Genomic DNA, 25470 nt, shown 5'->3' on the forward strand with positions numbered 1-25470 from the left:
TGAAGACTACATATATGAAAATAGGAGGCCCCGGAAACGGGGCCTTCTTTATTTTTGATCGGTAATTTTTGATTCTCTCTTACCTAAATCCAAAGTTCACTCCAAAGGTAAATGTGCTGAACTCGGAGAAATTATATTCTGCATTCAACCTAAAAAATCCCAGTTTAAGTTTGGTACCCAAATTAGCAGATACTCCGCTTGCATCTTGCGATACCGTAAAAGGATCTACCACTGTTTCTGAAAAGAAAGGTCCGTTGGCCTCATAAGTACCAAGCACATCGATATCCGAGTTCCCTGTGATATATCCAATCCCTCCATAAAAATTAATTACCGGGATATTTTTAGTGGAGACCACGGCGCTAAAATTCCATGTTCTGAAAGAAGCATCGATTCGTTGATCACTTCCGCTGATAAAATCAGAATTGGAGAAATCGTATTCCCCATTTAAATTAGTATAGCCAATTACCGCAGAAATAGCAACGGGCAATACTTTATCGGCAGGCAATATTTTGGTAAAATCATATTGCAATCCGGCCCCGAACAATCCAATCTTGGCATCGTCGTCAAATTTGATCTTTGGTAAAAAACGAGCTTTTACTTCCAACCCCTTGATCAAACCCACACTGGCCTGTAGATACCCCGATGGTATAAAATTGAGGTTTTCAGCAGAAAGACCTGTGGGCAGCTCAAAACTCTCTCTGAAGATACCACTTTCATCTTCCACAAAAACTTCTACTCCCTCAATATCCCCTAACGCGGTAGACACCATTCTGGCCTGGCCCGGGTTTTGTACAAAATCCAAGTTATCGTAATCGGCAGGATCCAATATAAATGCTTTTTTATCGTCCTTGTTTTTAAATCCGGTCATGTTTCCTATAATGGAAATCTCAAATCCACCCAAGGGCTTGGCATCTGCCGTATTGTACCATCCATTGGAGATGCTGTAAATGGCTCCTTCCGAGACCGGGGACAAATAAGCGTTGGCAAATCGCTCGGCATCCGCAACTCCCGAAACAAATATATCGTTGAGATCCTGGGACTTGCCCATGGTCACAGTAACTAGTGCAAGCGCTAAAATTAGTCTTTTCATAATATTGAAGTTTTACCCAAAACTAAAAAACTCGCCCTGCTGGGGCGAGTTTTTGTTGTGAAATGCCTGAATTCTATACATCTATATTCGCATAGACGGCATTTTTCTCAATAAATTCACGTCTCGGTGGCACTTCGTCACCCATTAGCATTGAGAATATACGATCGGACTCTGTTGCATTGTCAATACTAACTTGACGTAAGGTTCTGAATTCCGGGTTCATTGTGGTGTCCCAAAGTTGCTCGGCGTTCATCTCACCAAGACCTTTATATCGCTGGATACCTGCTCCCCCTCCCATTTCTGCATTGATCTGATCACGCTCCTTATCATTCCATGCGTAACGTTTTTTAGATCCTTTTTTTACCAAATATAGAGGTGGTGTTGCGATGTAGACATGGCCACCCTCGATCAACTCCCTCATATATCGGAAGAAGAAAGTTAAAATCAGGGTTTCAATATGGCTACCATCGACATCCGCATCACACATGATCACCACTTTATGATATCGCAATTTATCCAAATTGAGGGCCTTACTATCTTCTTCGGTTCCGATGGTAACTCCCAAAGCAGTGTAAATATTCTTTATTTCCTCGTTTTCAAAAACCTTGTGCTGCATGGCTTTTTCCACATTCAGGATTTTACCTCTCAATGGGAGAATGGCCTGGAAGTTTCTATCCCTACCTTGTTTGGCTGTTCCACCTGCGGAATCCCCCTCTACCAAAAACACTTCGCACTTGGTAGGATCTTGTTCCGAACAGTCGGATAGTTTCCCTGGCAACCCTCCTACACTCATAGGGTTCTTGCGCTGTACCATTTCTCTGGCCTTTGCCGCGGCATGTCTGGCCTGTGCAGCAAGTTTTACTTTTTCAACGATTTGTTTGGCATCATCCGGGTTTTCCTCCAAATAATCGGTCAGCATTTCGGATACGGCCTGACTCACTGCACTGGTAACCTCTCGGTTACCCAATTTAGTCTTTGTCTGCCCTTCGAATTGCGGTTCTGCCACTTTCACCGAAACGATCGCCGTCAGTCCTTCGCGGAAATCATCACCAGAGATTTCAAATTTCAACTTATCAAGCATGCCGGAATTATCGGCATACTTTTTAAGGGTCGATGTTAAACCTCTTCTAAAACCTGAAAGATGTGTTCCTCCTTCATGGGTATTGATATTGTTTACATAGGAATGAAGGTTTTCGGTGTATCCCGTATTATAGATCATGGCTACTTCCACCGGAATTCCGTTCTTCTCCCCTTCCATGGAGATTACCTTTTGGATCAAGGGCTCACGAGTACCGTCCAAAAACTTGATAAATTCCTTTAGGCCTTCCTCGGAATGGAAAGTTTCGGAAACGAATTCTCCTTTTTCGTCCTTATTGCGCTTGTCGGTTAGCGTTATGGTCACTCCTTTATTCAGGTATGCGAGTTCCCTCATCCTATTGGCAAGGGTCTCATAACTGTATTCTGTGGTTTGGGTGAATATGGTATTGTCCGGAACAAAGGTTACTATGGTACCAGTCTCATTGCTTTCGCCAACACTTTTTACAGGGTACAACGTTTTTCCTCTTTCGTATTCCTGCTCCCAAATTTTTCCATCTCGGTAAACAGTGGCCTTTAAATGGGACGATAGAGCGTTCACACAAGACACACCCACTCCGTGCAATCCACCGGAAACTTTATAGGAGTCCTTATCGAATTTACCCCCTGCCCCGATCTTCGTCATTACTACCTCCAAGGCGGAAACACCTTCTTTTTTGTGCAGGTCCACGGGGATACCCCTTCCGTTATCCTGGGTAGTGATAGAGTTGTCTTCGTTAATAATTACATCTATCGTATCGCAATGGCCCGCCATGGCTTCATCAATGGAGTTGTCCACCACCTCATAAACCAAATGGTGCAATCCTCTGACCCCAACATCTCCAATATACATCGAAGGTCTCATACGTACGTGCTCCATCCCCTCTAGGGCCTGGATACTATCCGCGGAGTATTGTTTCTTGTTAGCTTCTTCGCTCATATATATTCAGTATTTGCCTCAAAAATTCAAATCTTACAAATATAAACAATACCCTGTGGAAATGGCCAAAAACACCCCTCTCAAGCCCCTAAGTTATCAACAAAGTGTGTGGAAAACAGCCTCTTTTTATTGCTTGTACCCCAACATGGTCCGAACAACTAAAAAGCCCCTCGGGAAAGGGGCTTTCTGACTAATTAAAAAATGAAACATGTTAGATTAACTGCTTCATATCGTTTGGTTGGTTTAAACAGGGGTTATTTCACATATGCATCGGTATGAACCTTAGCCACAGCTCTTCCCGATGGATCGTTCATGTTCTTGAATGCCTCGTCCCACTCCAGGGCAATTTTGGTACTACATGCCACTGATGGTTCTTGCGGCACGCTCATAGCCGCCGCATCGGAAGGGAAATGACTTTCAAAAATTGAACGGTAATAATACTCTTCTTTGGATGTAGGGGTCTGAATTGGAAACTTAAAATGGGCATTTTTTAGTTGCTCATCCGAAATCTCCTCTTCCACTAAAGCTTTTAAGGTATCTATCCAGCTGTACCCGACTCCATCGGAAAATTGTTCTTTTTGCCTCCAGGCCACGCTTTCGGGCAAATAATCCTCAAATGCTTTGCGCACTACCCATTTCTCCATGCGTTCGCCGTTGATCATTTTATCTTTTGGGTTTATGCTCATGGCCACATCCATAAACTCTTTGTCCAAAAAGGGCACACGCCCCTCAATGCCCCAGGCCGCCAAGGATTTATTGGCCCTAAGACAGTCGTACATGTGCAGCTTGTCCAGTTTTCTTACTGTTTCTTCATGAAAATCCTTTGGACTAGGGGCCTTATGGAAGTATAAATATCCGCCGAACAATTCGTCCGCTCCTTCACCCGAAAGGACCATTTTAATTCCCATGGATTTGATCACCCTGGCCATTAAATACATTGGAGTCGAAGCTCTTATGGTTGTAATATCGTATGTTTCGAGGTTATAAACAACGTCCTTTATGGCATCCAACCCTTCTTGGATGGTAAATTTGATCTCGTGATGGACCGTTCCAATATGGTCGGCCACCATTTGGGCCGCCGCCAAATCAGGAGAACCCTCCAAGCCTACCGAAAAAGAGTGCAATTGTGGCCACCAAGCATCGGCCGTGTCCCCGGACTCGATTCTTTTTTGGGAATATTTTTTTGCAATGGCCGATGTTACCGATGAATCCAATCCACCGGACAATAGTACGCCATAAGGCACATCTGACATTAATTGACGGTGTACCGCAGCTTCCAATGCATCTTTGATTTTTGCAATGCTGGTCTCGTTTTCCTTAACTGCATCATATTCCATCCAATCCCGTTTGTACCAGCGTACAAATTCACCGTTAGAACTGTGCATATAGTGACCAGGGGGAAAAAGTTGGATTTTGGAACAAGTGCCTTCCAAAGCTTTCAACTCGGAAGCCACGTAGAACGTTCCGTTTTTGTCCCAACCTATGTACAACGGAATAATTCCCATATGGTCGCGGGCTATGAAATACTCGTCTTTTTCCGAGTCGTATATGGCAAAACCAAATATACCGTTCATTTCATCAACAAAATCCACTCCCTTTTCTTGATAAAGTGCCAAAATCACTTCACAGTCGGATTGTGTACGGAACTCATATTTCCCCTCGAACTGTTTTCTTAATTCTTGATGATTATAAATTTCGCCATTGGCTGCCAATACCAATTTACCATCGGCACTGATCAACGGCTGCTTTCCCGAAGCCGGATCAACAATAGCCAATCGCTCATGGGCCAAAATTGCCTTATCATCGGCATAAATACCGCTCCAATCCGGCCCTCTATGTCTCACTTTTTTAGACATTTCCAATAGTTGGGGCCTTAGTACTTCCGTACTTTCCTTCACATCAAATGCGCAAACAATACCACACATAATTTATTATATTTAATAACAATTTTAAAACAAATATGAACTTTAATATTATTTAATAAAACCGTTATTCGATATTTAATTATATTTTATAATATTAAACTATCTTACTGTTTCATATTGAAATAATATGCGCTTTTAAATCATTTTTATCCAATGCTTTGTAAGGTCGCTTAATTTTCCCGTCTGTATATTTGAAAAAACTATTAATCAACTCCTGAAAAACGGAAATTAAATCGCAATCATGAAGAATTTAACAGTATTAGTATTGATTTTTTGTGCCAGTTTAGTGTTTTCTACGGATGCCGTGGCCCAAAAGTTTAGTGGACTCGACAAAAGTCCTGCGGATATTGCCTATTATCCAGCAAGCTCTAGAGAAAACGATAAATCTGCGCGCATTATTTACAGTCGTCCACAATTGAAGGGACGTAGCATGGCCGAATTGGCCCCTGCCGGAAAAGTTTGGAGAACCGGAGCCAATGAAGCTACGGAAATAACTTTTTACAAAGATGCCACTATTGGCGGCAAAACGATCAAGGCAGGTTCTTATGCATTGTTCACTATTCCGGGTGATAGCGAATGGACCGTTATCTTGAACAGCAACCTACACCAATGGGGCGCTTATTCTTATGATAGTGACGGTGATGTGGTACGTGCCACTGCTGCAGTTTCTTCGGATAGCGAAGAATTGGAAGCCTTCTCCGTTGCTTTTGACGACGATGGAAATATGGTTATGGGATGGGGAACTACCAGAGTCTCTTTACCGATCAGCTATTAATACATGGTCGTTCTAAAAATACGAAAGCCCCTTTTTAAGGGGCTTTTTTATTGTTCTTTTGCAACAAAACCTATTATAGATTGGTTTCCTCACTTAGTTTAAATCAACATAGGGGGCATTATTTCTTCTGAACACCACCCAAGAACACATGTTCTGCAGTTATATTGGGAATATCCTCGGATGGGATTGTCATAATATCATCGCTCAGAACCACAAAGTCTGCAAATTTTCCCGCTTCAATACTCCCTTTTTCTTCTTCCTCAAAATTGGAATAGGCCGCCCAAATGGTCATCCCCTTTAAAGTTTCCTCTCTGCTCAAGGCATTTTCCATCTGAAAACCACCTTCAGGGTATTGTGCCACATCCTGGCGGGCGACCGCCGCATAAAAGGTTAAGAACGGATTTACCTGCTCCACTGGGAAATCGGTTCCCAAGGCAACCAGTCCTGCTTTGTTCAACAGGTCTTTATATGCGTAAGCTCCTTTTACCCGTTCTTTGCCTAAACGGTCTTCTGCCCAATACATATCACTTGTAGCATGTGTTGGCTGTACGGATGGAATGATTCCTTTTTCAAAATAGTTAAAATCGGATGGCGAAATTACCTGCGCGTGTTCCACTTTCCATCTGCGGTCCGTTCTACCTTTTAGTGCTTTTTCGTAGGCCCTTAGCACCACAATATTGGCAGAATCGCCAATTGCATGGGTGTTCATCTGATAATCGGTTTCCGCAATGCGATGAGCCAGTGCTTCTATTTGGTCCACGGGTGTTACCATAGCACCAAAATGGCCAGGCTTATCGGAATAATGATCTCTTAGGGCCGCACCTCGCGAACCAAGGGCCCCATCGCCATATACCTTTACGGAACGTACATTTAATTGATTGGTTTTGATGATTCCCTTTTCCAAAAAGTAATCCAAATTTTCTGGATAATTGGAGATCATTGCATATACCCTAATGGATAATTCACCTGCTTGCTGTAGGCTATCGATCAACTCAACTATCTCCCTCGGAAGACCTGCATCGTTCACGGTAGTGAGGCCATAATCCAAAGAAATAGCTTCTGCATCCTTGAGCGCCTGTATACTTTGTGCCAAACTTGCTTTGGGAATCACTTGATCTATCAATCCCATGGGGTTGTCCACCAATACACCGGTGATTTTACCATTTTCCTTTACAATTTCCCCACCTTCGGTTTTTGTTTCAGCAGTAATGCCGGCCATATCCAAGGCTTTTTGATTGACCAAATAGGCATGACCATCCACGCGCTCCAAAGCCACGGGCGTGTCCGGAAACAATTCATCTAGTTTATCCTTGGTGGGAAACTCTTTGACCTCCCAATCGTTTTGATCCCAACCTCTACCAAGAATAAAATTGGATGGGCGTTCCTTTTGGAAGGCCACCACCCTTTCCATAACCTCTTCATAGCTTTCCGTGCCGACCAAATCGACCACTTGTTGATTTTGCCCCAATCCGTAAAAATGGCAGTGTGCATCTATAAGTCCCGGAACTATGGTTTTACCTTGGGCATCAAAACTGTTTTGGGCAGTATATTTTTTGTTGATTTCGTCCGTATCCCCGACTTCTACAAACTTTCCGTCTTTTATCGCAATGCCGGTCGCTTTGGAAAAATCCTCATCTACCGTATAAATATTGGCATTGGATACAATTAGGTCCACTTGTTCCTTGGTATGGCAAGAAATAATGAACAATATGGAGAGCAGTAAAACGTACTTTTTCATTTTGGATGGTTTCTTCCAAAAATAGAAAAAGTGATTGAAATTTTAGGGATTGTCATCCTCGAACTCTGTCACAACAAACTCTACTCTTCTATTTTTCCTCCGTGCTTCTTCGGTCAGAGTAGTATCCAATGGTTTACTGTCACCATATCCTTGATAGGAAATCCGGTTTTTGTGCAACCCTAAAGTTATAAGGTAATTGGCGACCGAACTTGCCCTTTCGCGACTGAGCACATTGTTATATTCTGAGGAACCCAGATCATCCGTATGGCCACTGATAGCTACTTTTAAATCCGGGTTTTGCTGCAAATAATTATAAACATCCCGGAGACTTTGTTTTGCCTTGGGTTGCAAGTCGAACCTATCAAAATTAAAATTTACATGATTTAAAACGTACACTTCGTTGGTCTTGTATTCCGGTCCTAAATAGACCAAAGAAATATCGTCCAAATAGTAATAGGCATAACCTTCCTTATTATTTGAAGGGTCTTTGCTATCTATATATGCGGTACCTGCGTTACTTTTAAAATTTCCCAGGATCAAATGATTCTCAAATCCTTTGGCTACCAAATCAAAACTTAACTCCATCCACTGTTGTTTATCCTGATAATAATTTGATACTGGAAATTGTTTGATATGGGTAGTTTGTGCGGAAGTGGCGATCAATTGACTTTGAGACAGTTCTTTTTTGGTATAAATAGATAAGGGTCTATCGGATAAAACGGCGCCCATATCCATAACAGCACCATCCGATTTTTCGGATAGGCTCAAAAATAAGGTCAACCTGTACCGACTACCTTTTTGCAGGGTTTCGGTCAACGGCACTTGAATATATTCGCGATAATCCTTTGGAGCAAACAAGTAGAGTCCGGCATATGCTGCACCCTCATAGGGTTCTTGTTTACCTTTAAAGTTCATGGGGACACCCAACTTGGTTCTACTACATTGATTAAAATAATCGGTTGTTCCCAAGGTCGGAGCGCTCCAGTAAGCAGCATCCCTATTTAGATTACTCATTTTAACAGGACAGGAAGAATATTCTTCGAAACCTCCATTATGAACCAAATTTTGACCAATTCCAAAGAAGGAATTCATCAAAAAAAGGCATAGAAGTCTTTTAAATATTGGTCTTGGCTCCATTATTTTCCTCAAAATAAGAAAGGTCAACTATGGGTACATCAACAAGTTGACCGAAAATAATGAACGGTATTTTCAATAATTTATTGCGTAAAATCCTACAAACTAGAAATCAAACTTATAGGAGACCCCTGCCAATGCTTGGAATCCCTGTACTCTAAAATTGGCCCATCGTTGGTAATTGTTATTTGCTATATTCGAAGCTTTTAAAAAGATGGAGAGCTGATCATTGAAACGATAGCCAAGGTGCGCATTGGCATCAAAAAACGAATCCAAGGTAATTGGCGAATAGGAAATGGTCGGTGGCACATTATCGGTTAGTGCAATTGAGGTCAAAGCATCTCTCTCGCCCACAAAGAACAGATTGGCACCCATATACCATTGGTCGGTGATCTGGTAGTCCAAAAACAGGGATCCTTTTATCGATGGCAAGTTCCAGGCCGGATTATCCGTTTCAGTATCGTAATCGTAGAATTCTGCGTTTACCCCTAAAGAAAAATTTCGATTTACATCTACATTTATTTCACCAAAAACACCCAATGTTTTTACATCATCATAAAAAACCTGAAAAGAATTACCGTAGTAATAGCTCTTTTCATCCATTCTGGAAGTATTGACTGTATTTTGATAAAAAAGCGGCTTTCTATTTTCCGCCATGTAGGATCCTTTAAGATTATAACCGATATTGGAGGTTAGCTGGCCCTTAAGTCCCAAATACCCTTCGTATTGCTGGTCGGTGGGCATAATGTCCAACGTTGGCGACACATACGGATTTTCATTCACAAAATCGTAATAGGAGTTTTGCTTTAACTCACCTTCTATTCCTCCATAAGCAATTACATTTTCTTCCATAACACGGTAAGAGGCCGTTACAGCAGGATAGATGTAAAAATTGTTCTCGCTGTTTTCGATATCCAATCCGTAAACAATATTGGCACCTAGATTAATGGTCAAGTCATCTCTTAGAATCAAAAGGCTTGGGTTTACCCCAGCCTGAAGATGCCCATATTTCATCTCCCCCTGATTATCAAAAATATTGATGTCACTGTTTTTAAAACTACCTCCAACATAATCCACTTTGGCAGCAATCGTAATCAATTCCTCGGTTATTGGCAATTCAAAAGTTGGGTTGATTACCGCACGGTTCTCCGCAGATTCGGTGGCATCCCAAAAGCGTCTCAACAAAAGCTCTCCACTTTTAAAATAGGAATCCTCCATATTAAAATGGGCCTTGGCCTGGGCATTAAAATAATTTTGCGTCTCGTCGATTGCATTGATTTCATCTTCACTGAACAATTCACTCTGGATGCCGTACCAGTTATATAATTGATGTTGCAAGCCAATACTTGCGCCCCAATCCAAATAGCGATCTTTTTTGGCATAGGAAGCGTTGAGCTTGGTGTTGTAAAAATCGGTATCCAAAGGTGTGGAATCCAAGTCACCTCTTGAAGAATTGTGGGTCAAACCAAAGTCCAAAAGGTCTTCGCCCCGATTAAATTCACGGCTGGTATAAAAATCGACCAGGGCATTGTTATAATTGCCCAATCCCACCGAGGCATATGAATTGTACAAGGTGGGCGGTGGTGTTTTCTCAACTCCCGAAGCCTTGCCCTTTGCTGGGGTAAATGTCGATGCCACAGGGACTGAAAATATGCTGTAATTGATTTTCTTCTTTTGCAGCACAATGGAATCGTTCAAACTCGGAGACGACTTGATTTTAAAGGCATCCGAAACGGTCGGGGAATACGGTTTTACCACCGTTACCGTTTCCGTACCAATGTTATCCTCTTCCTGGGCGATAACTGATCCGTAAAGGCTCAAAAATAGTAATGAAAATATATAGGTTCTCTTTTGCATGCTGTGTCTCGTTTAGTTTTGATTGGGGTCTACGGATGAATTGCTCTCTGCCTCTTTGGCCTTAATGGTGGCCAACTCAATTTCTGCATCGGCAACGATTTCCTCAAATTCGGCAAAATTGGAAATAACGCTTTCCAAAATATAGGTGGCCTGGAAGGCATCTCCCAAATTGTAGAAGTTCTTCGCCATGATTACCAAACCTTTTCCCGCCCACTCCTTGTAGGCTGCATAATCCTTGGCCAATTTTTGAACGGACTCGTTGGAGGCTTCAAAATCCCCATCCTTATTCTTAAAATAAGCATCATAATACCAAGCTTCGGCAGCGAGCTCACCTGATGCAATTTGCTTTACCTCTTGGTAGGCAGATTTGGCTAAACTTTCGTTATCCGTTGCAATAGCCGAACGGGCGATCATGATCTGCGCATCACTTTTTATACGATCATCTATTTTGGAGGCGCTAAGTACCTTTTCGGCGTAGGCGATGGTCTGTTCATAATCCTTTTGACCGTAAAAACCTTTCATCAAATTGGACTGGGCAAAGGTTTTGTTCTCTGAAATATCGGCCGTGTTTTCCAATCTTTTTAAATAAGGGATAGCACTGTTGTAATCCTGCTTATCCACATAAATCTCACAAACACGTGTCAAGGCCTGCTCGGTATACTCCCCATTGCCTCCATCAGCAACAGCTTTGTATTTTGACAGGGCCTTATCTTTTTCTCCATTAGCAAAATATAGTTGCGCCAAGGCAAAATTGGCGTTTTGCGCATGGAGTCCGTTAGGGAATTCGTTCAAATAATCTTCATAGCCACGGATTGCTGCTGCGGTTTTACCTTCAATTTGTTTTCGCTCTGCGGATTCAAAACTGGCATTGTCTAACTCGGTATCGGTTACTTCAACAAAATCCAAACTTCCGGCCCAGGCTGCGTATTCGCTTACTCGACCTTCGTCCACATACACCAATTTAGCTGTGGCCACCGCTTGTTTGGCTTCTGGGGTTTTCGGGTACTTTTGAACTACTTCTTTTAACTTGCTCAATGCTTGGTCGTTTCTATTGGAATTGTAGTACACCAGCCCAGATCGGAGCAGTCCTCGAGGGGCAAACTTACTCCCGGAATATTCGGCCACAATCCTATCGTAAGTCTGAAGTCCTAAACTTTCTTGGTTATTGTTGATGTAAGAATTACCCAATTCAAACAAGGCATCATCTCGTAATGATGACGTTGGGAACATCCTCAAAAATGCGTTCAAGCCTTCAATTTTTGCAGCATTGTTACCTAAAAATCCATCGCAAAGTGTTTTTTGAAATGCAGCATAGTCACGCTCTGGCCCGTTCATTTTGGATGATGCGTCGTAAGCTTTTTTGGCCAATTGGTATTTGCTGTTTACAAAGTAACTGTCGCCCAATCTTAGATAACCATCATTCTTTCTTTCCTCATCAATGGCATTGGAGCTCACCACGTTTTGAAAATAGGATATAGCGTTGTTGTAATCTTTTAGTTTGAAGTACGAGTAGCCTAAATTATAATCCAACTGCTCGTATTCTGAAAGTGATTTGGCTGCTGGCGAGTTCTGAAACCGCACAAAATCCACCAAAGCTTCCTCAAAACGGTTCAATCTGTAGGCCGATTCCGCCTTCCAGTAGAGTGCGTGTGCTTCAAAGTTTGCATTATCTGCACTTTTCAGAGATTTATCAAATCGTTCCCAAGCTCCTTCGTAATCACCATCAATAAAAAGTTCCACTCCCCGGTAGTAGGCCACTTTCTGATAGGTCTCCTTGCTTGCATAGTTCTGGTTTTCTTCTAAAAGTTGCATGGCACCTTCAAAATTGCGAGAGGTGATATAGGAATCCACCAAAAGTTCCTGAATTTCCATTTGATGCTCATCCTTTGGGTATTTTTCCAAGTACGTGGTCAACACTTGGGGAACAGGTTCGTAAGCATTACCGATTTCGTAGCTCAATCGGGCATAGTTCAACCAAGCATCTTTTTGAATTTCTGGACTAAACTCCATCTGCGAAGCATTTCGAAATGCATTCAAGGCTTCGGATTTTTTATCCAACTTTAAATAACATTCCGCCAAGTGGTAATATGCGTTTTGGGAAACAGCATTGCTGCCCCCTATAATTTTATTGAATTGCTGAATTGCCTTTTGGTAATCACCGAGCTTGTAATGACTATATCCGAGCAAATAGAAATCGGTATTGTTCCATTTGCCACGTTTGCCCTTGTATTCCTCCAAATAAGGAACTGCCTCGGCGTATTGTTCTAAATTAAAATAGCTTTCACCAATGATCTTATTCAATTCCGAAACTTCTTGACGATTGGATTTGGGCAGTTGTTTTTTGGCCAACGCGATGGCTTCTTCAAACTTGCCCAATTTAAAATTCAAATCAGCCTGATAATAGGTCAACTTTTCATCTAGCAATTCGGGGTCCTGAATCTGGTCGAACCGGGCACTTGCAGAGTTGTAGTCGTCTTGCTCGTAAGCGATATATCCCAAATAATATTTGGCCTGTGAACCATATTTTTGAGATGTCGTCACTTTGTTCAAATAGCGTTCTGCTTCTTGCGGGCGCTTGGATGCGTACAATGCGTAGCCATTGTTGAAATTAAAGCGGTCGCGCTCCGAATAGGGCATGGAGCTTTCATCCACTTTTTTGTACCATTTTAACGCATAGGGGTATTTTCCCGTTTCAAAATAGTAGTCGGCCACATCCAAAAAAGCAGAATTCCTTTTGGTGGACGTGGGATAACGTTCCACAAAATCCTCCATCATTATATCCGCTCCTCGCTGATTCAGTCGAATGGCGGCATTAGCGGCATAATAGGCGCTATTGGCTTCGGTTTCCCCATCCTTAGTGTTGGCTTTGACAGACTCAAAAATATTTTGCGCTGCTTGGTATTGCTCATTGTTGTAGAGCGCCAAGGCATCTTGATACGCTTTGTTCTCGTGAGTGTGGATCTTGGTTTCCTGCGCGGAAAGCACAAAAAAAGTTCCCATAAAAATGGGAATTAATAGAAGGTTGTTTCGATTCATAGTGTTCTACGCTGTTCTCGATTGACTTTAATCATAACGTCAAAATTAAGGCCAAAGTATATTTCAAATGTCATTTGCCGAAATTTACGACCCTGCGCTTGATTTATTGACATGAAATAGTAATTTTAGACCAAATGCCGAAAAGACCTCGTTGGCAATTTCCATCAAACCTCAACATAAAAGGGCAAAAGCCTTTTAACATCGTAAAACGGACAATGCTCTATCATTGTTCCATTGTATAATTTTTAATTGTTGAGATGACCTACTTGTTTATTCCATTATCCATTGTCCTATTGTTCATTGTGTTTTTGTACAATAACCTTATAGGTAAAAAAAATAAGGTAAAAGAAGCATACAGCAGTATAGATGTGATGCTAAAAAAGAGGAGCGACCTAATTCCTCAATTGGTCAATACGGTAAAAGGGTATTTAAAGCACGAAAGCGAAACACTGATCTCCATAACCAAATTAAGGGAAAAGGTAGTCGATGATAAGCTTTCTATCGATAAAAGATTGAATCTAGAGAGCGAAATGGACCGACTGTTCAGCAAACTAAACGTTTCGATGGAGGACTATCCTGACCTAAAGGCCAGCCAGAGTTTTATGCTCTTGCAATCCAGTTTAAATGAGGTCGAAGAACAGCTTTCCGCCGCCCGACGGGCCTACAACGCTGCAGTAAATGCCTTTAACAACGCATTGCAAATGTTCCCTTCTAATATTATGGGGCGAGCAATGGGGTATACCAACCAGGACTTGTACAAAATCGATCCGTCCGATGCCATACAGCCCAAAGTATCCTTTTAAAAATAGCATCCATGATCAATTTCGCTAAAACCAGAGAAGAACTTTTACCATTGTTGGTACTGGCAGAGAAATACAGGAAAACATATCGATTTTTCTTATTTGCAAACTCCTTGTTTTTGCTTGGCGTGCTTCTACTAGGTATTTCAATTCCATTGGTTTTCTACCTGCTCAGTTCACTTTTACCTACATGGACATTAATTATCAACAACAATAAACTGCCTTACCTTTCTCCCCAACTGATAATGCTTTTGTTCTGGGGACTCTTTTTTGTGTTTATGACGGTTTCGAACAAAGCGAAAGCGAAGTATGTTAAGATCGAAAAAGAGATTCTAAAAACTTTCCTTGCCAAAACCGCTCCATCTTTCAAGTATTATGAAAGCAAACAGATCAACGGTAAGGATATAGCAGAGAGCGAATTGATTTCGCCGCTAGGACTCCGATTTAATAAAAACAAGGGAACAAATTCCATTTACAATCTCACCCATGGCTTACTTTCCGGAAAAGTCGGCCATACAAAAATAACCATGGGAGCAGTTAAAACCTTAAGTAGCAACCCCTATTCTTACTTTCTATATATTCCGTTGTTCAACTACCTCTACCTCACCTTTACCTATATTAGGCCCTGGTTGTTTAAAAGGTACACGTTTGAACAGGTTGGAAGTACATTTTTGGGAATGGTCGCTGTAATGGAGTTTAATAAAAATTTTAAGGGTAAAACCATCATACTTCCCGATTCAATGGAAAAAAGAATTGGCTACTTGGCCAAAACTTTCCAATCCTTGAATCTAAACAACAATCAACTGGTAAACCTTGAGGATACCGAATTTGAAAATGAATTTGTGGTTTATAGTTCAGACCAAATAGAGGCACGCTACATTCTTTCACCGTTGCTAATGCAACGAATAACCCACTTAAAAAAGAAAATCAACAAACCAATAATGCTCTCTTTCAAAAATAACAAACTGTATGTTGCGGTACACCATGCCTATGGTTTTTTACGATTGGAAGAAAGTAAAAATTTGATTGGATCAAATGCGTTGGAGTTACTGTATGAAGATGTTTTAATGGCTATTGATATCGTGGAGGACCTCAACCTAAATTCCAAAATCTGGAAAAGGGAATCGATTGCCAAACCTGTTTAAATTTACAGATTCGTATCACGTTTTAATTCTGAGTTCCATTTTTTCAAATATTTTTGTGTAACCTTTGAAATAAAATTATGCCCGAGACTATCGTAAAATTACAAGACGCCGCTGTTTTCCAAAATGAGAACCTAGTGCTCAACCATATAGACCTGGAAGTAAAAAAGGGTGATTTTGTCTATGTGATCGGTAAAACCGGAAGTGGCAAAAGTAGTTTTATGAAAACGCTCTATGCCGATCTCCCCTTAAGGCAAGGGAGCGGTAATGTTGTAGATTTCGACCTAAAAACCATGCGGGAAAAGGACATCCCTTTTTTACGAAGAAAATTGGGCATTGTTTTTCAGGATTTTAAATTGCTACCAGATAGAAATGTAAACAACAACCTTAAATTTGTTCTTAAGGCCACCGGTTGGACCGACCCAAAAAAAATGGACGACAAAATAGGTGAAGTCTTGGATAAAGTGGGTATGAAAACCAAAGGTTTTAAATTCCCCCACGAACTATCGGGCGGAGAGCAACAGCGGATTGCCATTGCCCGTGCCCTTTTGAACGATCCTGAACTTATTTTGGCAGACGAGCCTACGGGCAACCTTGACCCACAGACCAGCGTAGAGGTGATGAAGGTATTGCAGGATATCAATCAAAATGGACGTACCATTATAATGGCTACCCACGATTACGCCCTTATCCTAAAATATCCGCACAAAACATTGAAGTGCGATGGCAGCAAGGTTTTTGAAGTAATCCAAAAGGCAATTTAACAACACGCATTACACTGTAAGCCATTCATTTACAAAACATTTGCCTGATCACCGAAAGTTTTTGTTACTTTGCCTAAACAAATTTCGCTTCCTATATGGAAATTCTTGGTATTGATATTGGCGGATCGGGCATTAAAGGTGCCTTGGTGAACGCCGAAACTGGGGAAATGTTAACAGAACGCTTCCGAATCCCAACTCCAAAATCAAAAAAACCAGAGGACATGGCCAAAGTAGTGGCCAAAATTGTGAAGCACTTCAATTACGAAGGGCCCGTTGGCTGTGGTTTTCCTTCCATTGTTAAAAATGGGGTCTGCATGTCTCCCGGTAATCTCCATAAAAGTTGGGTAGGCGTTAATATTGATGAACTTTTCACCGAATACACCAATCATGAATTTACCGTACTTAACGATGCCGACGCCGCAGGTTACGCATCCATGAACTATGGTGTGGGAAAAGGAAAAAATGGTTTGGTGATCATGATCACCATTGGCACCGGACTGGGAAGTGGCGCCTTTTACAATGGGGTCTTGATCCCAAATTTTGAATTGGGCCAAATTCCATATAAGAAATACAAAAAAATAGAATCTTGGGCAGCCGCTTCCGCCAAAGAACGAGAGGATCTTAGCTATGAGAAATGGAGCAAACGGTTCAATAAATTTTTAAAATATGTAGAACTGATCGTTTCACCGGATCTTATTATTGTGGGTGGTGGAACTTCCAAAAAATGGGGAGAATTCAGTCACAATATCAAGATTGAGACAAAAGTGGTAAAAGCAGAACTTATGAACCATGCCGGTATTATTGGGGCGGCCGTGGCATGTTTAAGGGAACAACACCACGGACACTTGCACCAATAAATCCATATTACAGTTTTTTTGCCCCATCCGGCGCATCAAAAAAGTTGGACGGCAGCCCTGATTTGAACTCCATCTCGGAAATTTCTATTTTGGTAATATATTCACCTGGTTTTCCATTTACTGTCCAATGCGTTTTCAATTCACTTGGAAGCAATACACCATTGACATTTACCAATTCCCCGACTTCCATAAATTTTTCTGGATTATGCCCGCCATCCTTAAAATATTCCGGGTACGAAACAATGTAACGTGTTGCAGTGAGAAGGTAGGTCTCTGCATCAAAATGTAGGATGTAATAATCGTCCGGTGCATCTCCAGTGCCAGGGTCATAGGTTACTTTTACCACCTTGTTCTTTTTACCCTTATAAGTGGTATCCGGGAGCAATTCCAAATTAACCCCTTCTCCATCCTCCACGAACGGATGTCCCATTAAATAAAGTGGTGTAAGTGCCCAAAATTTAACATCGTAATTAAATGCTGTGGAATCCTCGGCCTTTATCCAGGCTTCTTTTCCTGTGAACCCGAATTTGGCATCAGGATTTTCAATACTATTGTGCACAACCCTATTGTTCCAGACATCCACTACTTCGTAACTATCACGCGGGGTTTTACCGTCCAACGGCTGATATTTGAAAAGCATTCCCAATGGTCCGTTTTTATACCAAGTATCCAATCCTCCATGAGCTTTCATAGCAGCCCAAACTACTTGTCCTGCTTCTGACGAGACTAAGCGTTCTTCTGCTTTTTTCACTCTGTTGTTGATCCAGCTTTCTGGAACGGGAACTGTATTTTTAACTTTTTCTTTTGTAGTAATCTCAATCTCGGAATCGGGATTCTGCTTTGCCTGTTCCTTGCAAGAAACGACAAGTAAAATTGATGCTATTGCTAAAATGGTTTTGTTCATGTTATTTGCTTTAGGTTTGATTACAGTAAGTCGTTGTGACAAAAAATCCTTTCAATAAAAAAGCCCCTTTTTTAAAGGGGCTTTTCCATTTTATAATTTATTTCTTTTTCTATCTACTTCCTTAAGATAGATTTTTCGAATTCTTAAGTGGTTGGGAGTAACCTCCACGTATTCGTCCTTTTGGATATATTCGAGCGCTTCTTCCAAAGAAAACTTAATGGCCGGTACAATTTTGGCTTTTTCATCTGCTCCGGCAGAACGGACGTTCGAAAGCTTTTTGGTCTTGGTCACATTTACTGTCATATCATCTTGACGGGAGTTTTCCCCAATGACCTGTCCTTCGTAGATATCCTCTCCTGGATCAATAAAGAATTTACCCCTTTCTTGAAGTTTATCGATGGAATAAGGAATTGCCGTTCCATTTTCCATGGAAACCAAAGATCCGTTCAATCGTTGTGCGATATCGCCTTTTAGTGGTTGATATTCAAAGAACCGGTGCGCCATAATAGCCTCTCCGGCCGTTGCGGTCAACAATTGGTTTCTTAGTCCAATGATTCCCCTTGATGGAATTATAAATTCACAGACCATTCGGGAACCTCTTGCTTCCATACTGGTCATCTCTCCTTTTCGGATGGACACCATTTCTACAGCCTTTCCGGATACTTCTTCTGGCAAATCGATGGTCAAGTGCTCTACTGGCTCGCATTTTACACCATCAATTTCTTTGATGATTACCTGTGGTTGTCCAATTTGAAGCTCATAACCTTCCCTACGCATGGTTTCTATCAATACCGAAAGGTGCAATACTCCTCGACCATACACCAAAAACTTATCGGCACTATCGGTTTCTTGAACACGAAGCGCCAAGTTTTTTTCCAATTCTTTTTCCAAACGCTCTTTAATGTGCCTTGAAGTAACAAACTTTCCGTCTTTACCAAAAAACGGGCTATCGTTAATTGTAAAAAGCATGCTCATTGTTGGCTCATCGATCGCAATGGTCTTTAGTTTTTCGGGGCTTTCGATATCGGCAACGGTATCACCTATCTCAAAACCTTCCATACCTACAATGGCACAAATATCTCCTGCTACGACCTCTTCAACTCTCAACCTCCCAAGACCTTCAAAAGTGTAAAGTTCCTTTATTCTTGTTTTAACGATGGAACCATCTCTTTTTACCAAAGAAACTGGTTGCCCTTCACGAAGTGTTCCCCTTTGTAATCTACCAATAGCAATTCGTCCTGTAAATGAGGAGAAATCCAACGATGTGATCAACATTTGGGTGGTACCTTCCTCTGGTTTAAATTCTGGCACGTGCTCGATTACCATATCCAAAAGTGGCTCGATATTTTCGGTTGGCTTTTGCCAATCCTCACCCATCCAGTTGTTTTTGGCAGAACCATAAACCGTGGGAAAATCCAGCTGCCACTCCTCTGCGCCCAGTTCAAACATCAAATCGAACACTTTCTCGTGTACTTCGTCCGGGGTACAGTTTTCTTTATCCACTTTATTGATAACCACACAAGGCTTTAATCCAAGATCGATAGCCTTTTGAAGCACAAAACGCGTTTGTGGCATTGGTCCCTCAAAAGCATCGACCAACAACAAAACCCCATCGGCCATGTTCAATACACGCTCTACTTCACCACCGAAATCGGCGTGACCAGGGGTATCTATTATATTGATTTTTGTGTCTTTATAAACAACGGAAACGTTTTTGGATACAATGGTGATCCCACGTTCTCGTTCGAGGTCATTGTTGTCCAATATAAGGTCGCCTTTGTTCTCGTTTTCTCGGAACAACTGGCAGTGGTACATTATTTTATCGACCAAGGTTGTCTTGCCGTGGTCTACGTGTGCAATGATTGCAATGTTCTTGATTTTGGACATAACCTAAATTTTAAGCCCGCAAAGATACTGCTATTTTTTTCTTGTCAGCACACCTTAATGTTATTTTTATCTTATTGATTTAGTGATAGTTCCGAACCTACAAACCAACACACCAACGTTTTTCGCTAATAATCCAACCAATACTTAAGTTGATAACCGGCTGTATAGCACCCTTGAACGGGCCTACATAATAACCGGCACCTGCATCTATAGAGAAACTAAATCCCGAATCGTAACTACGCTGAACCCCGTAGACCACACCGCCATAGCCATGTATCCCATCTACTAACCGACCTTCTACCACTCGATCCCCGGGAGAAAAAACGGCAACACTCGGTGCAATATAATTCCCAGAGTTTCCATAAATAGATCTTCTGCGGCGCTCTCTTCCATTAAAATTGTGATAATATCTGTTTTGGACCGTTATGGCCGGGAAAAAATCAAAATCTTCTATGGGTTTGGAACTCGCAGGTTCCAGAGCGGCTTGGTATGCTACCCTAATATCCAAAGTACTGTTGACACCCAATGCCATTTCGTACTCAATACCAGGGTTGAAAGCATTGAGTTTAAATTGACGGATTTCGCAATTTTTACCATATTGGGCATACATAAAAACACCTGAGAACAGGAATGCCAAAATAAAGAAGCGACGCATTGTAGGTTAATTTGGTAGTACTATAACCCCAACTTTATTAAAATAGTATGTTGTAATGGTGTTATTTAATCAAAATAAGGGTCTTTTTTCTTTCTTTTGGTCGCCACCCATCCAAAAGTAAAATTGAACAGTGGGCCATAACCATTTAGCACACCATCACCTTTATAATATCCCGCTCCCAGTTCCAGATTAAAATTGAACCCTTTTTCGTAAGTACGCTGGATACCGTAGACCATGCCATAAAATCCAAGGTTAAAATCGTCCGGTCCCTCCACATCCGTTGCAATCCGCAATTGCGAAAAAAAAATGGCCTGGGCCGCGGCAATGTAATTTCCTGAGTTTCCTGATGTATTTTTTCCCATCCTATCCCTCCTATTAAAATTATGATAGTAGCGATAGCGGTTATTGGAGGCCAAACCAAACACGTAACCTTCCTCATAAGTCGCCAGGGCCAAACCTAAATTGGTGGAGACACTCTGATTTTTAAACAACCCAAACTCATAGGTAAAGCCGGGACTCAATAGATTAAATTTAAACTGATGACGTTCCAAATGGGCCAAATCAAAAGTACCGCCGCGCTCCTGCCACTGCGCAGTGGATAGTACAGGGAATAAACAGAGGGCGAGCAACAGATATTTATAATTCATGGCTTATGTTTTATCCTCATAAATCTAAAAAGGATACCGTGGTTTAATACTATATTTGTGCAAACTTTAAGAAATGGACATCACCAAAATTCCACAGATAAAACATACCGAAAGCGATAATTTTTTCTTGTTGGCGGGCCCCTGTGCCATAGAAGGCGAAGATATGGCCATGCGAATTGCAGAAAAAGTTGTAGCCATAACGGACAAGTTGAGCATTCCATACGTGTTTAAAGGGAGTTTTAAAAAAGCGAACCGTAGCCGTATTGATTCTTTTACTGGAATTGGTGATGAAAAGGCCTTGAAAATTTTAAAAAAAGTTTCAGAAACTTTTAAAGTACCTACCATTACCGACATCCATGAAATTTCCGATGCCCACATGGCGGCAGAATATGTTGATGTTCTGCAAATTCCGGCATTTCTGGTTAGGCAGACGGACTTAGTTGTGGCAGCCGCGGAAACCGGCAAGGTCGTTAACTTAAAAAAAGGGCAATTTATGAGTCCTGAAAGCATGCAGCATGCTGTAAAAAAGGTGACCGATTCTGGTAACGAACAAGTTTGGATCACCGATCGGGGAACTATGTTCGGGTATCAGGACATGATCGTGGATTTTCGCGGAGTTCCCACTATGAAACAATACGCTCCTGTTGTGCTGGATGTTACCCATTCCCTACAACAGCCCAATCAATCATCGGGAGTTACGGGCGGTAGGCCCGCTTTGATCGGAACAATGGCACGTGCTGGAATCGCGGCAGGTGTGGATGGCCTTTTTATGGAGACCCATTTTGATCCCGCGAATGCCAAAAGTGATGGCGCCAATATGCTGGATTTAAGTCTATTGGAGAAACTGCTAACAGATTTAACCGCTATCCGTAGCACAATCAATTCTCTTTAAGCAACTTAATACTGTTAAATTTTATATCGCAATACCCTGCTTAACAAGTAGATAATCTCCACCTAAGATTATTATTTATAATTAGTCTAAATTTTTTTTGTTCAATCAAGTGTTGAAACCTACATTTGCATCGAATTTTATTTAGACTAATTACAAATAAAAAATGAAGCATCTACTCCTCATACTAAGCTTGGCTTTTTATTCCTTGGCACAAGCGCAATCAGGTAACATTTCAGGAAAAGTAACAGACCAAAGCAACAACCCTTTGGCCAATGTCAATATTGCCGTTTCCAATACGAGCTTAGGGACAAACACCAATTATTCTGGCAACTATGAAATACCCGACCTAGCCCCTGGCGCTTATACTTTAACGTTTTCTATGGTAGGTTTTGGTACACAGAACAAAACTGTTCGTGTTTACGCCGATCAAACCACAAACGTACAGACCATTACTCTGGTAGAACGCCAAGAACAACTGAATGAAGTTGTTGTCGAAGGGAGTCAAGTGAACAAATTTTCTCGGAAGGCAAGTGTTTATGTTTCCAAAATGCCATTAAAGGATATTGAAAATCCACAGGTGTACAATTCCATTTCAACCGAATTGTTGCAAGACCAAGTGGTCACCAATTTTGATGACGCCCTTAAAAACGCACCAGGAATCGACAAACTTTGGGAGTCTACAGGTAGGGGCAACGATGGTGCAGGTTATTTCTCCCTTCGTGGTTTTGCCGTTCAACCTACTATGATCAACGGATTGCCCAGCTTGACCAACGGAAGTCCGGATCCGGCCAATATAGAATCCATCGAAGTAATCAAGGGTCCATCGGGAACTCTGTACGGGAGCAGTTTAATTTCCTATGGAGGTTTGATCAACATCAACACTAAAAAACCTTATTATGGATTTGGAGGAAACATCTCCTATACTTCTGGCAGTTATGGCCTTAATAGGGTAAGCGCCGATGTAAATACGACCTTGGGCTCCCAAAACAATATTGCTCTTCGTGTGAACACGGCTTACCACACACAGAACAGCTACCAGGACGCTGGGTTTAGAAAATCCTTCTTTTTTGCCCCTTCATTGGCATTTCAGGCAAGTGATAGACTCTCTTTCAACATCAATACCGAATTTTATAACGGTAGAAGCACTAACCAAACCATGCTTTTCCTAGATCGCGGTTCACCTCTACGCGTGACCAATTTGGATGAATTGGGTTACGACTTTAAACGTTCGTACACTAGCAACGATTTATATATCGATACCCCAACATACAGTCTACAAGGTCAGATGAACTACATTTTAAATGATTCATGGACTTCCCAGACCGTTATATCGCGATCCAACTCAAAGTCTGATGGCTATTACTCATATTTATATGAAGTTACCTCGACCGCTGAAGCGGTTTCCGGAACACCCCTTGAAGACGGCATTATCTTGGCGCGCTACACCAGTAAACAAAACTCTGAGACATTGGGGACCGATATTCAACAGAACTTTATTGGGGATTTTAATATTGGAACCATGCGAAACCGCTTGGTAGTGGGCTTGGATTACCTCAAAACAAGAACTATAAACAATAGTACAGGTTATGGAAATCAAGGGTTTGCCTATGTTGGAAGAAACACCGATGAGTTCCAAACTGCTGCCCCTGCCCTGCACAATTACTTTGGAACACCTATGGGCACCGGCTTGTACGACTCTGGTGTTCTGACACAAGCAGGAGCGGATGCCGGTATCGCCACCTTGGCCAATCCAGGAGCGCAATTCAGTGAGGCGGAGCAAGAGGTTTTCAGTGCCTATGCCTCAAACGTAATCAACCTACTGCCGGAATTGTCCGCAATGGCCAGTTTACGTGTGGACCGTTTTTCTAACGATGGATACAATCAAACCGCGTTTTCCCCAAAATTTGGTTTGGTATATCAACCTATTTTAAACAAGGTTTCCCTATTTGCCAACTACATGAACGGCTTTAGTAATGTGGCCCCTGTTACCGAATTATCGAACGGAAACCAAGCAGTACGGGCATTAAATCCAGAACAGGCAGATCAGTTTGAGGTAGGAACAAAATTAAATTTGTTCCACGATAAGCTTTCTGCCACTTTGAGCTATTACGATATTACCGTGACCGATGTGGCGCAACGAATCGATACCGATGCCAACAACTACTTTTACACCCAAGATGGCGAACAGACCAGTAAAGGTTTTGAGGCAAGTATTATAGCATCTCCCATAGAAGGATTGAACATTGTTGCCGGCTATAGTTACAATGATAGTGAACTGGTAGAGGGTGATGCCAGCTTTATAGGATTTAGACCCGAGAGCGCCGGGCCAATGAACTTGGCCAACTTATGGGCAAGTTACAGATTTACCCAAGGTACTTTGGAAAACTTTGGACTTGGATTTGGAGGTAACTACGCCAGCGAGAACAAAATCTTTAATAGATCCAATGGTACGTTTGCAATTGACGAGTACACCATTTTTAATGCATCCGCCTTTTACGATGCCAGGGATTTCAGAATTACTTTGAAACTGGACAACATTGCCAACAAAGACTACTACAAAGGTTGGTCAACCATCAGCCCTCAAAACTTAAGAAGTCTTTCTGCCAATTTCACTTATAAATTCTAAGAGAACCAAATGAAAAAACTCATCGCAACATTATTGCTCATTACCCTGCCCGTACTATCGGCCTCAGCTCACTACCTATGGATCGAAACAAACGGTACAGGGGCCTTGGGCCAGGCACATGAAATCCGTGTTCATTATGGAGAATACACCTATGGTGTGTTTGAAAAAGTAGAGGGCGAAGCCTTTCCACTGGTTTCCAAGTTTACCCTTTGGGCAATAGCTCCCGATGGCACAAAGACCCCATTGAGCACAGTAGCCAAAGAGGACCATTATTTAGCGAGCTTTACACCATCTCAGAAAGGTGTGTACACCATCACTTTGAACAATAATGAGATTGATGTGATTGATTATACCCAATACGATTTTGGGATTTTTAAGACCCACTATCATTCAACAGCAAAGATTTTGGTAGGAACCGATGGCGATACCAAAACCGCCAATCCCGATGGAATTGTGATAAAGCAGTTGGAGAACGATGGAGAGGTAATCAAGCTTCAAGTATTGTACAAAGGTGAGCCCATTGCCAAAAACGAACTTAAAGTCTATGTTTCCGACCTATGGTCCAAAACCTTGTTCACGGACGATAATGGAGAGGTTTCCTTTGCATTGCCCTGGAACACCAAGTACATTGTGGAGACCACGACCAAGGAAGAAATTCCTGGCACCTACAATGGAGACGATTATGAATTTATTTGGCATTGTGCCACTTATTGCATAAAACCCTAAG

At 41.7% G+C, this 25470-nt stretch carries 19 protein-coding genes; 8 read left to right on the forward strand and 11 right to left on the reverse strand.

The annotated features are described in order from the left end of the window. Nucleotides 1–79: 79 nt before the first annotated feature. From ABTP35_RS02845 to asnB, 3 genes are all read right to left on the reverse strand, one after another. Nucleotides 80–1090: a DUF6588 family protein gene (locus tag ABTP35_RS02845; protein ID WP_293294048.1), complete on the reverse strand. Its 1011-nt coding sequence runs from the start codon at nt 1088–1090 to the stop codon at nt 80–82. 73 nt (nt 1091–1163) lie between these two features. Continuing rightward, nucleotides 1164–3104: a DNA topoisomerase (ATP-hydrolyzing) subunit B gene (gene gyrB / locus ABTP35_RS02850; protein ID WP_224835328.1), complete on the reverse strand. Its 1941-nt coding sequence runs from the start codon at nt 3102–3104 to the stop codon at nt 1164–1166. A gap of 254 nt (nt 3105–3358) precedes the next feature. Continuing rightward, nucleotides 3359–5029: an asparagine synthase B gene (asnB, locus tag ABTP35_RS02855; RefSeq protein ID WP_375334447.1), complete on the reverse strand. Its 1671-nt coding sequence runs from the start codon at nt 5027–5029 to the stop codon at nt 3359–3361. 241 nt (nt 5030–5270) lie between these two features. Here asnB and ABTP35_RS02860 point away from each other — a divergent pair, with 241 nt between their 5' ends. Beyond that, the gene (locus ABTP35_RS02860; protein WP_293294042.1) at nt 5271–5804 is read left to right on the forward strand and encodes a DUF2911 domain-containing protein; all 534 of its coding nucleotides are present in this window, start codon (nt 5271–5273) and stop codon (nt 5802–5804) included. 118 nt (nt 5805–5922) lie between these two features. Here ABTP35_RS02860 and ABTP35_RS02865 read toward each other — a convergent pair whose 3' ends face one another. From ABTP35_RS02865 to ABTP35_RS02880, 4 genes are all read right to left on the reverse strand, one after another. Then, on the reverse strand, nt 5923–7542 hold the full coding sequence (locus tag ABTP35_RS02865; protein ID WP_293294040.1) for an amidohydrolase: 1620 nt from the start codon (nt 7540–7542) through the stop codon (nt 5923–5925). A gap of 42 nt (nt 7543–7584) precedes the next feature. Then, a complete protein-coding gene (locus ABTP35_RS02870; protein ID WP_293294038.1) occupies nt 7585–8634 on the reverse strand; it encodes an OmpA family protein in 1050 nt (349 codons plus the stop codon). Between the two features lie 147 nt (nt 8635–8781). Continuing rightward, nucleotides 8782–10533 carry a TonB-dependent receptor gene (locus tag ABTP35_RS02875; RefSeq protein ID WP_293294036.1) on the reverse strand — a complete coding sequence of 584 codons (1752 nt, stop codon included), beginning with the start codon at nt 10531–10533 and terminating at the stop codon, nt 8782–8784. 12 nt (nt 10534–10545) lie between these two features. Further along, nucleotides 10546–13569 (reverse strand): tetratricopeptide repeat protein, encoded by a 3024-nt coding sequence (locus ABTP35_RS02880; protein ID WP_375334448.1) that lies wholly within the window; start codon nt 13567–13569, stop codon nt 10546–10548. Nucleotides 13570–13826: 257 nt separating this feature from the next. Between ABTP35_RS02880 and ABTP35_RS02885 the strand changes: the two genes are divergently transcribed. The 4 genes from ABTP35_RS02885 (at nt 13827) to ppgK (ending at nt 17132) form a co-directional block, all read left to right on the forward strand. After that, the gene (locus tag ABTP35_RS02885; protein WP_293294032.1) at nt 13827–14372 is read left to right on the forward strand and encodes a LemA family protein; all 546 of its coding nucleotides are present in this window, start codon (nt 13827–13829) and stop codon (nt 14370–14372) included. Between the two features lie 11 nt (nt 14373–14383). Beyond that, on the forward strand, nt 14384–15514 hold the full coding sequence (locus tag ABTP35_RS02890) for a DUF3137 domain-containing protein (protein ID WP_293294030.1): 1131 nt from the start codon (nt 14384–14386) through the stop codon (nt 15512–15514). Nucleotides 15515–15591: 77 nt separating this feature from the next. Beyond that, nucleotides 15592–16275: an ATP-binding cassette domain-containing protein gene (locus ABTP35_RS02895; protein WP_293294028.1), complete on the forward strand. Its 684-nt coding sequence runs from the start codon at nt 15592–15594 to the stop codon at nt 16273–16275. A 95-nt stretch (nt 16276–16370) separates the two neighbouring features. Next, nucleotides 16371–17132, forward strand: a complete 762-nt coding sequence (gene ppgK / locus ABTP35_RS02900; protein WP_252079067.1) for a polyphosphate--glucose phosphotransferase — start codon at nt 16371–16373, stop codon at nt 17130–17132. Nucleotides 17133–17139: 7 nt separating this feature from the next. On the opposite strand, the gene ABTP35_RS02905 is transcribed toward ppgK, so the two are convergent. From ABTP35_RS02905 to ABTP35_RS02920, 4 genes are all read right to left on the reverse strand, one after another. Next, the gene (locus ABTP35_RS02905; protein ID WP_293294023.1) at nt 17140–18036 is read right to left on the reverse strand and encodes a hypothetical protein; all 897 of its coding nucleotides are present in this window, start codon (nt 18034–18036) and stop codon (nt 17140–17142) included. A 90-nt stretch (nt 18037–18126) separates the two neighbouring features. After that, nucleotides 18127–19923, reverse strand: coding sequence for a translational GTPase TypA (gene typA, locus ABTP35_RS02910; RefSeq protein WP_293294021.1), 1797 nt, complete (start codon nt 19921–19923; stop codon nt 18127–18129). Nucleotides 19924–20020: 97 nt separating this feature from the next. Beyond that, nucleotides 20021–20578: a hypothetical protein gene (locus tag ABTP35_RS02915; RefSeq protein ID WP_293294019.1), complete on the reverse strand. Its 558-nt coding sequence runs from the start codon at nt 20576–20578 to the stop codon at nt 20021–20023. A gap of 65 nt (nt 20579–20643) precedes the next feature. Continuing rightward, nucleotides 20644–21225: a hypothetical protein gene (locus ABTP35_RS02920; protein WP_224837522.1), complete on the reverse strand. Its 582-nt coding sequence runs from the start codon at nt 21223–21225 to the stop codon at nt 20644–20646. Between the two features lie 73 nt (nt 21226–21298). Between ABTP35_RS02920 and kdsA the strand changes: the two genes are divergently transcribed. The 3 genes from kdsA to ABTP35_RS02935 all read left to right on the forward strand — a co-directional run bounded on the left by kdsA (nt 21299) and on the right by ABTP35_RS02935 (nt 25469). Then, nucleotides 21299–22117, forward strand: coding sequence for a 3-deoxy-8-phosphooctulonate synthase (kdsA, locus tag ABTP35_RS02925; RefSeq protein WP_293294016.1), 819 nt, complete (start codon nt 21299–21301; stop codon nt 22115–22117). A gap of 163 nt (nt 22118–22280) precedes the next feature. After that, on the forward strand, nt 22281–24743 hold the full coding sequence (locus ABTP35_RS02930) for a TonB-dependent receptor (protein ID WP_293294014.1): 2463 nt from the start codon (nt 22281–22283) through the stop codon (nt 24741–24743). Nucleotides 24744–24752: 9 nt separating this feature from the next. Beyond that, on the forward strand, nt 24753–25469 hold the full coding sequence (locus ABTP35_RS02935) for a DUF4198 domain-containing protein (protein ID WP_293294012.1): 717 nt from the start codon (nt 24753–24755) through the stop codon (nt 25467–25469). Nucleotide 25470: the final 1 nt, after the last annotated feature.

The organism is Flagellimonas alginilytica, assembly GCF_042134605.1.
In the GTDB taxonomy this organism is placed as follows: domain Bacteria; phylum Bacteroidota; class Bacteroidia; order Flavobacteriales; family Flavobacteriaceae; genus Flagellimonas; species Flagellimonas alginolytica.

Bases quoted from the DNA above. Each gene is read 5' to 3' on its own strand.
- ppgK (WP_252079067.1), top strand. From the start codon at position 16,371: ATGGAAATTCTTGGTATTGATATTGGCGGATCGGGCATTAAAGGTGCC.
- asnB (WP_375334447.1), bottom strand. From the start codon at position 5,029: ATGTGTGGTATTGTTTGCGCATTTGATGTGAAGGAAAGTACGGAAGTA.
- typA (WP_293294021.1), bottom strand. From the start codon at position 19,923: ATGTCCAAAATCAAGAACATTGCAATCATTGCACACGTAGACCACGGC.
- ABTP35_RS02920 (WP_224837522.1), bottom strand. From the start codon at position 21,225: ATGAATTATAAATATCTGTTGCTCGCCCTCTGTTTATTCCCTGTACTA.
- ABTP35_RS02930 (WP_293294014.1), top strand. From the start codon at position 22,281: ATGAAGCATCTACTCCTCATACTAAGCTTGGCTTTTTATTCCTTGGCA.
- ABTP35_RS02880 (WP_375334448.1), bottom strand. From the start codon at position 13,569: ATGAATCGAAACAACCTTCTATTAATTCCCATTTTTATGGGAACTTTT.
- ABTP35_RS02915 (WP_293294019.1), bottom strand. From the start codon at position 20,578: ATGCGTCGCTTCTTTATTTTGGCATTCCTGTTCTCAGGTGTTTTTATG.
- ABTP35_RS02885 (WP_293294032.1), top strand. From the start codon at position 13,827: ATGACCTACTTGTTTATTCCATTATCCATTGTCCTATTGTTCATTGTG.
- ABTP35_RS02895 (WP_293294028.1), top strand. From the start codon at position 15,592: ATGCCCGAGACTATCGTAAAATTACAAGACGCCGCTGTTTTCCAAAAT.
- ABTP35_RS02845 (WP_293294048.1), bottom strand. From the start codon at position 1,090: ATGAAAAGACTAATTTTAGCGCTTGCACTAGTTACTGTGACCATGGGC.
- gyrB (WP_224835328.1), bottom strand. From the start codon at position 3,104: ATGAGCGAAGAAGCTAACAAGAAACAATACTCCGCGGATAGTATCCAG.
- ABTP35_RS02875 (WP_293294036.1), bottom strand. From the start codon at position 10,533: ATGCAAAAGAGAACCTATATATTTTCATTACTATTTTTGAGCCTTTAC.
- ABTP35_RS02865 (WP_293294040.1), bottom strand. From the start codon at position 7,542: ATGAAAAAGTACGTTTTACTGCTCTCCATATTGTTCATTATTTCTTGC.
- ABTP35_RS02905 (WP_293294023.1), bottom strand. From the start codon at position 18,036: ATGAACAAAACCATTTTAGCAATAGCATCAATTTTACTTGTCGTTTCT.
- ABTP35_RS02935 (WP_293294012.1), top strand. From the start codon at position 24,753: ATGAAAAAACTCATCGCAACATTATTGCTCATTACCCTGCCCGTACTA.
- ABTP35_RS02860 (WP_293294042.1), top strand. From the start codon at position 5,271: ATGAAGAATTTAACAGTATTAGTATTGATTTTTTGTGCCAGTTTAGTG.
- kdsA (WP_293294016.1), top strand. From the start codon at position 21,299: ATGGACATCACCAAAATTCCACAGATAAAACATACCGAAAGCGATAAT.
- ABTP35_RS02870 (WP_293294038.1), bottom strand. From the start codon at position 8,634: ATGAATTCCTTCTTTGGAATTGGTCAAAATTTGGTTCATAATGGAGGT.
- ABTP35_RS02890 (WP_293294030.1), top strand. From the start codon at position 14,384: ATGATCAATTTCGCTAAAACCAGAGAAGAACTTTTACCATTGTTGGTA.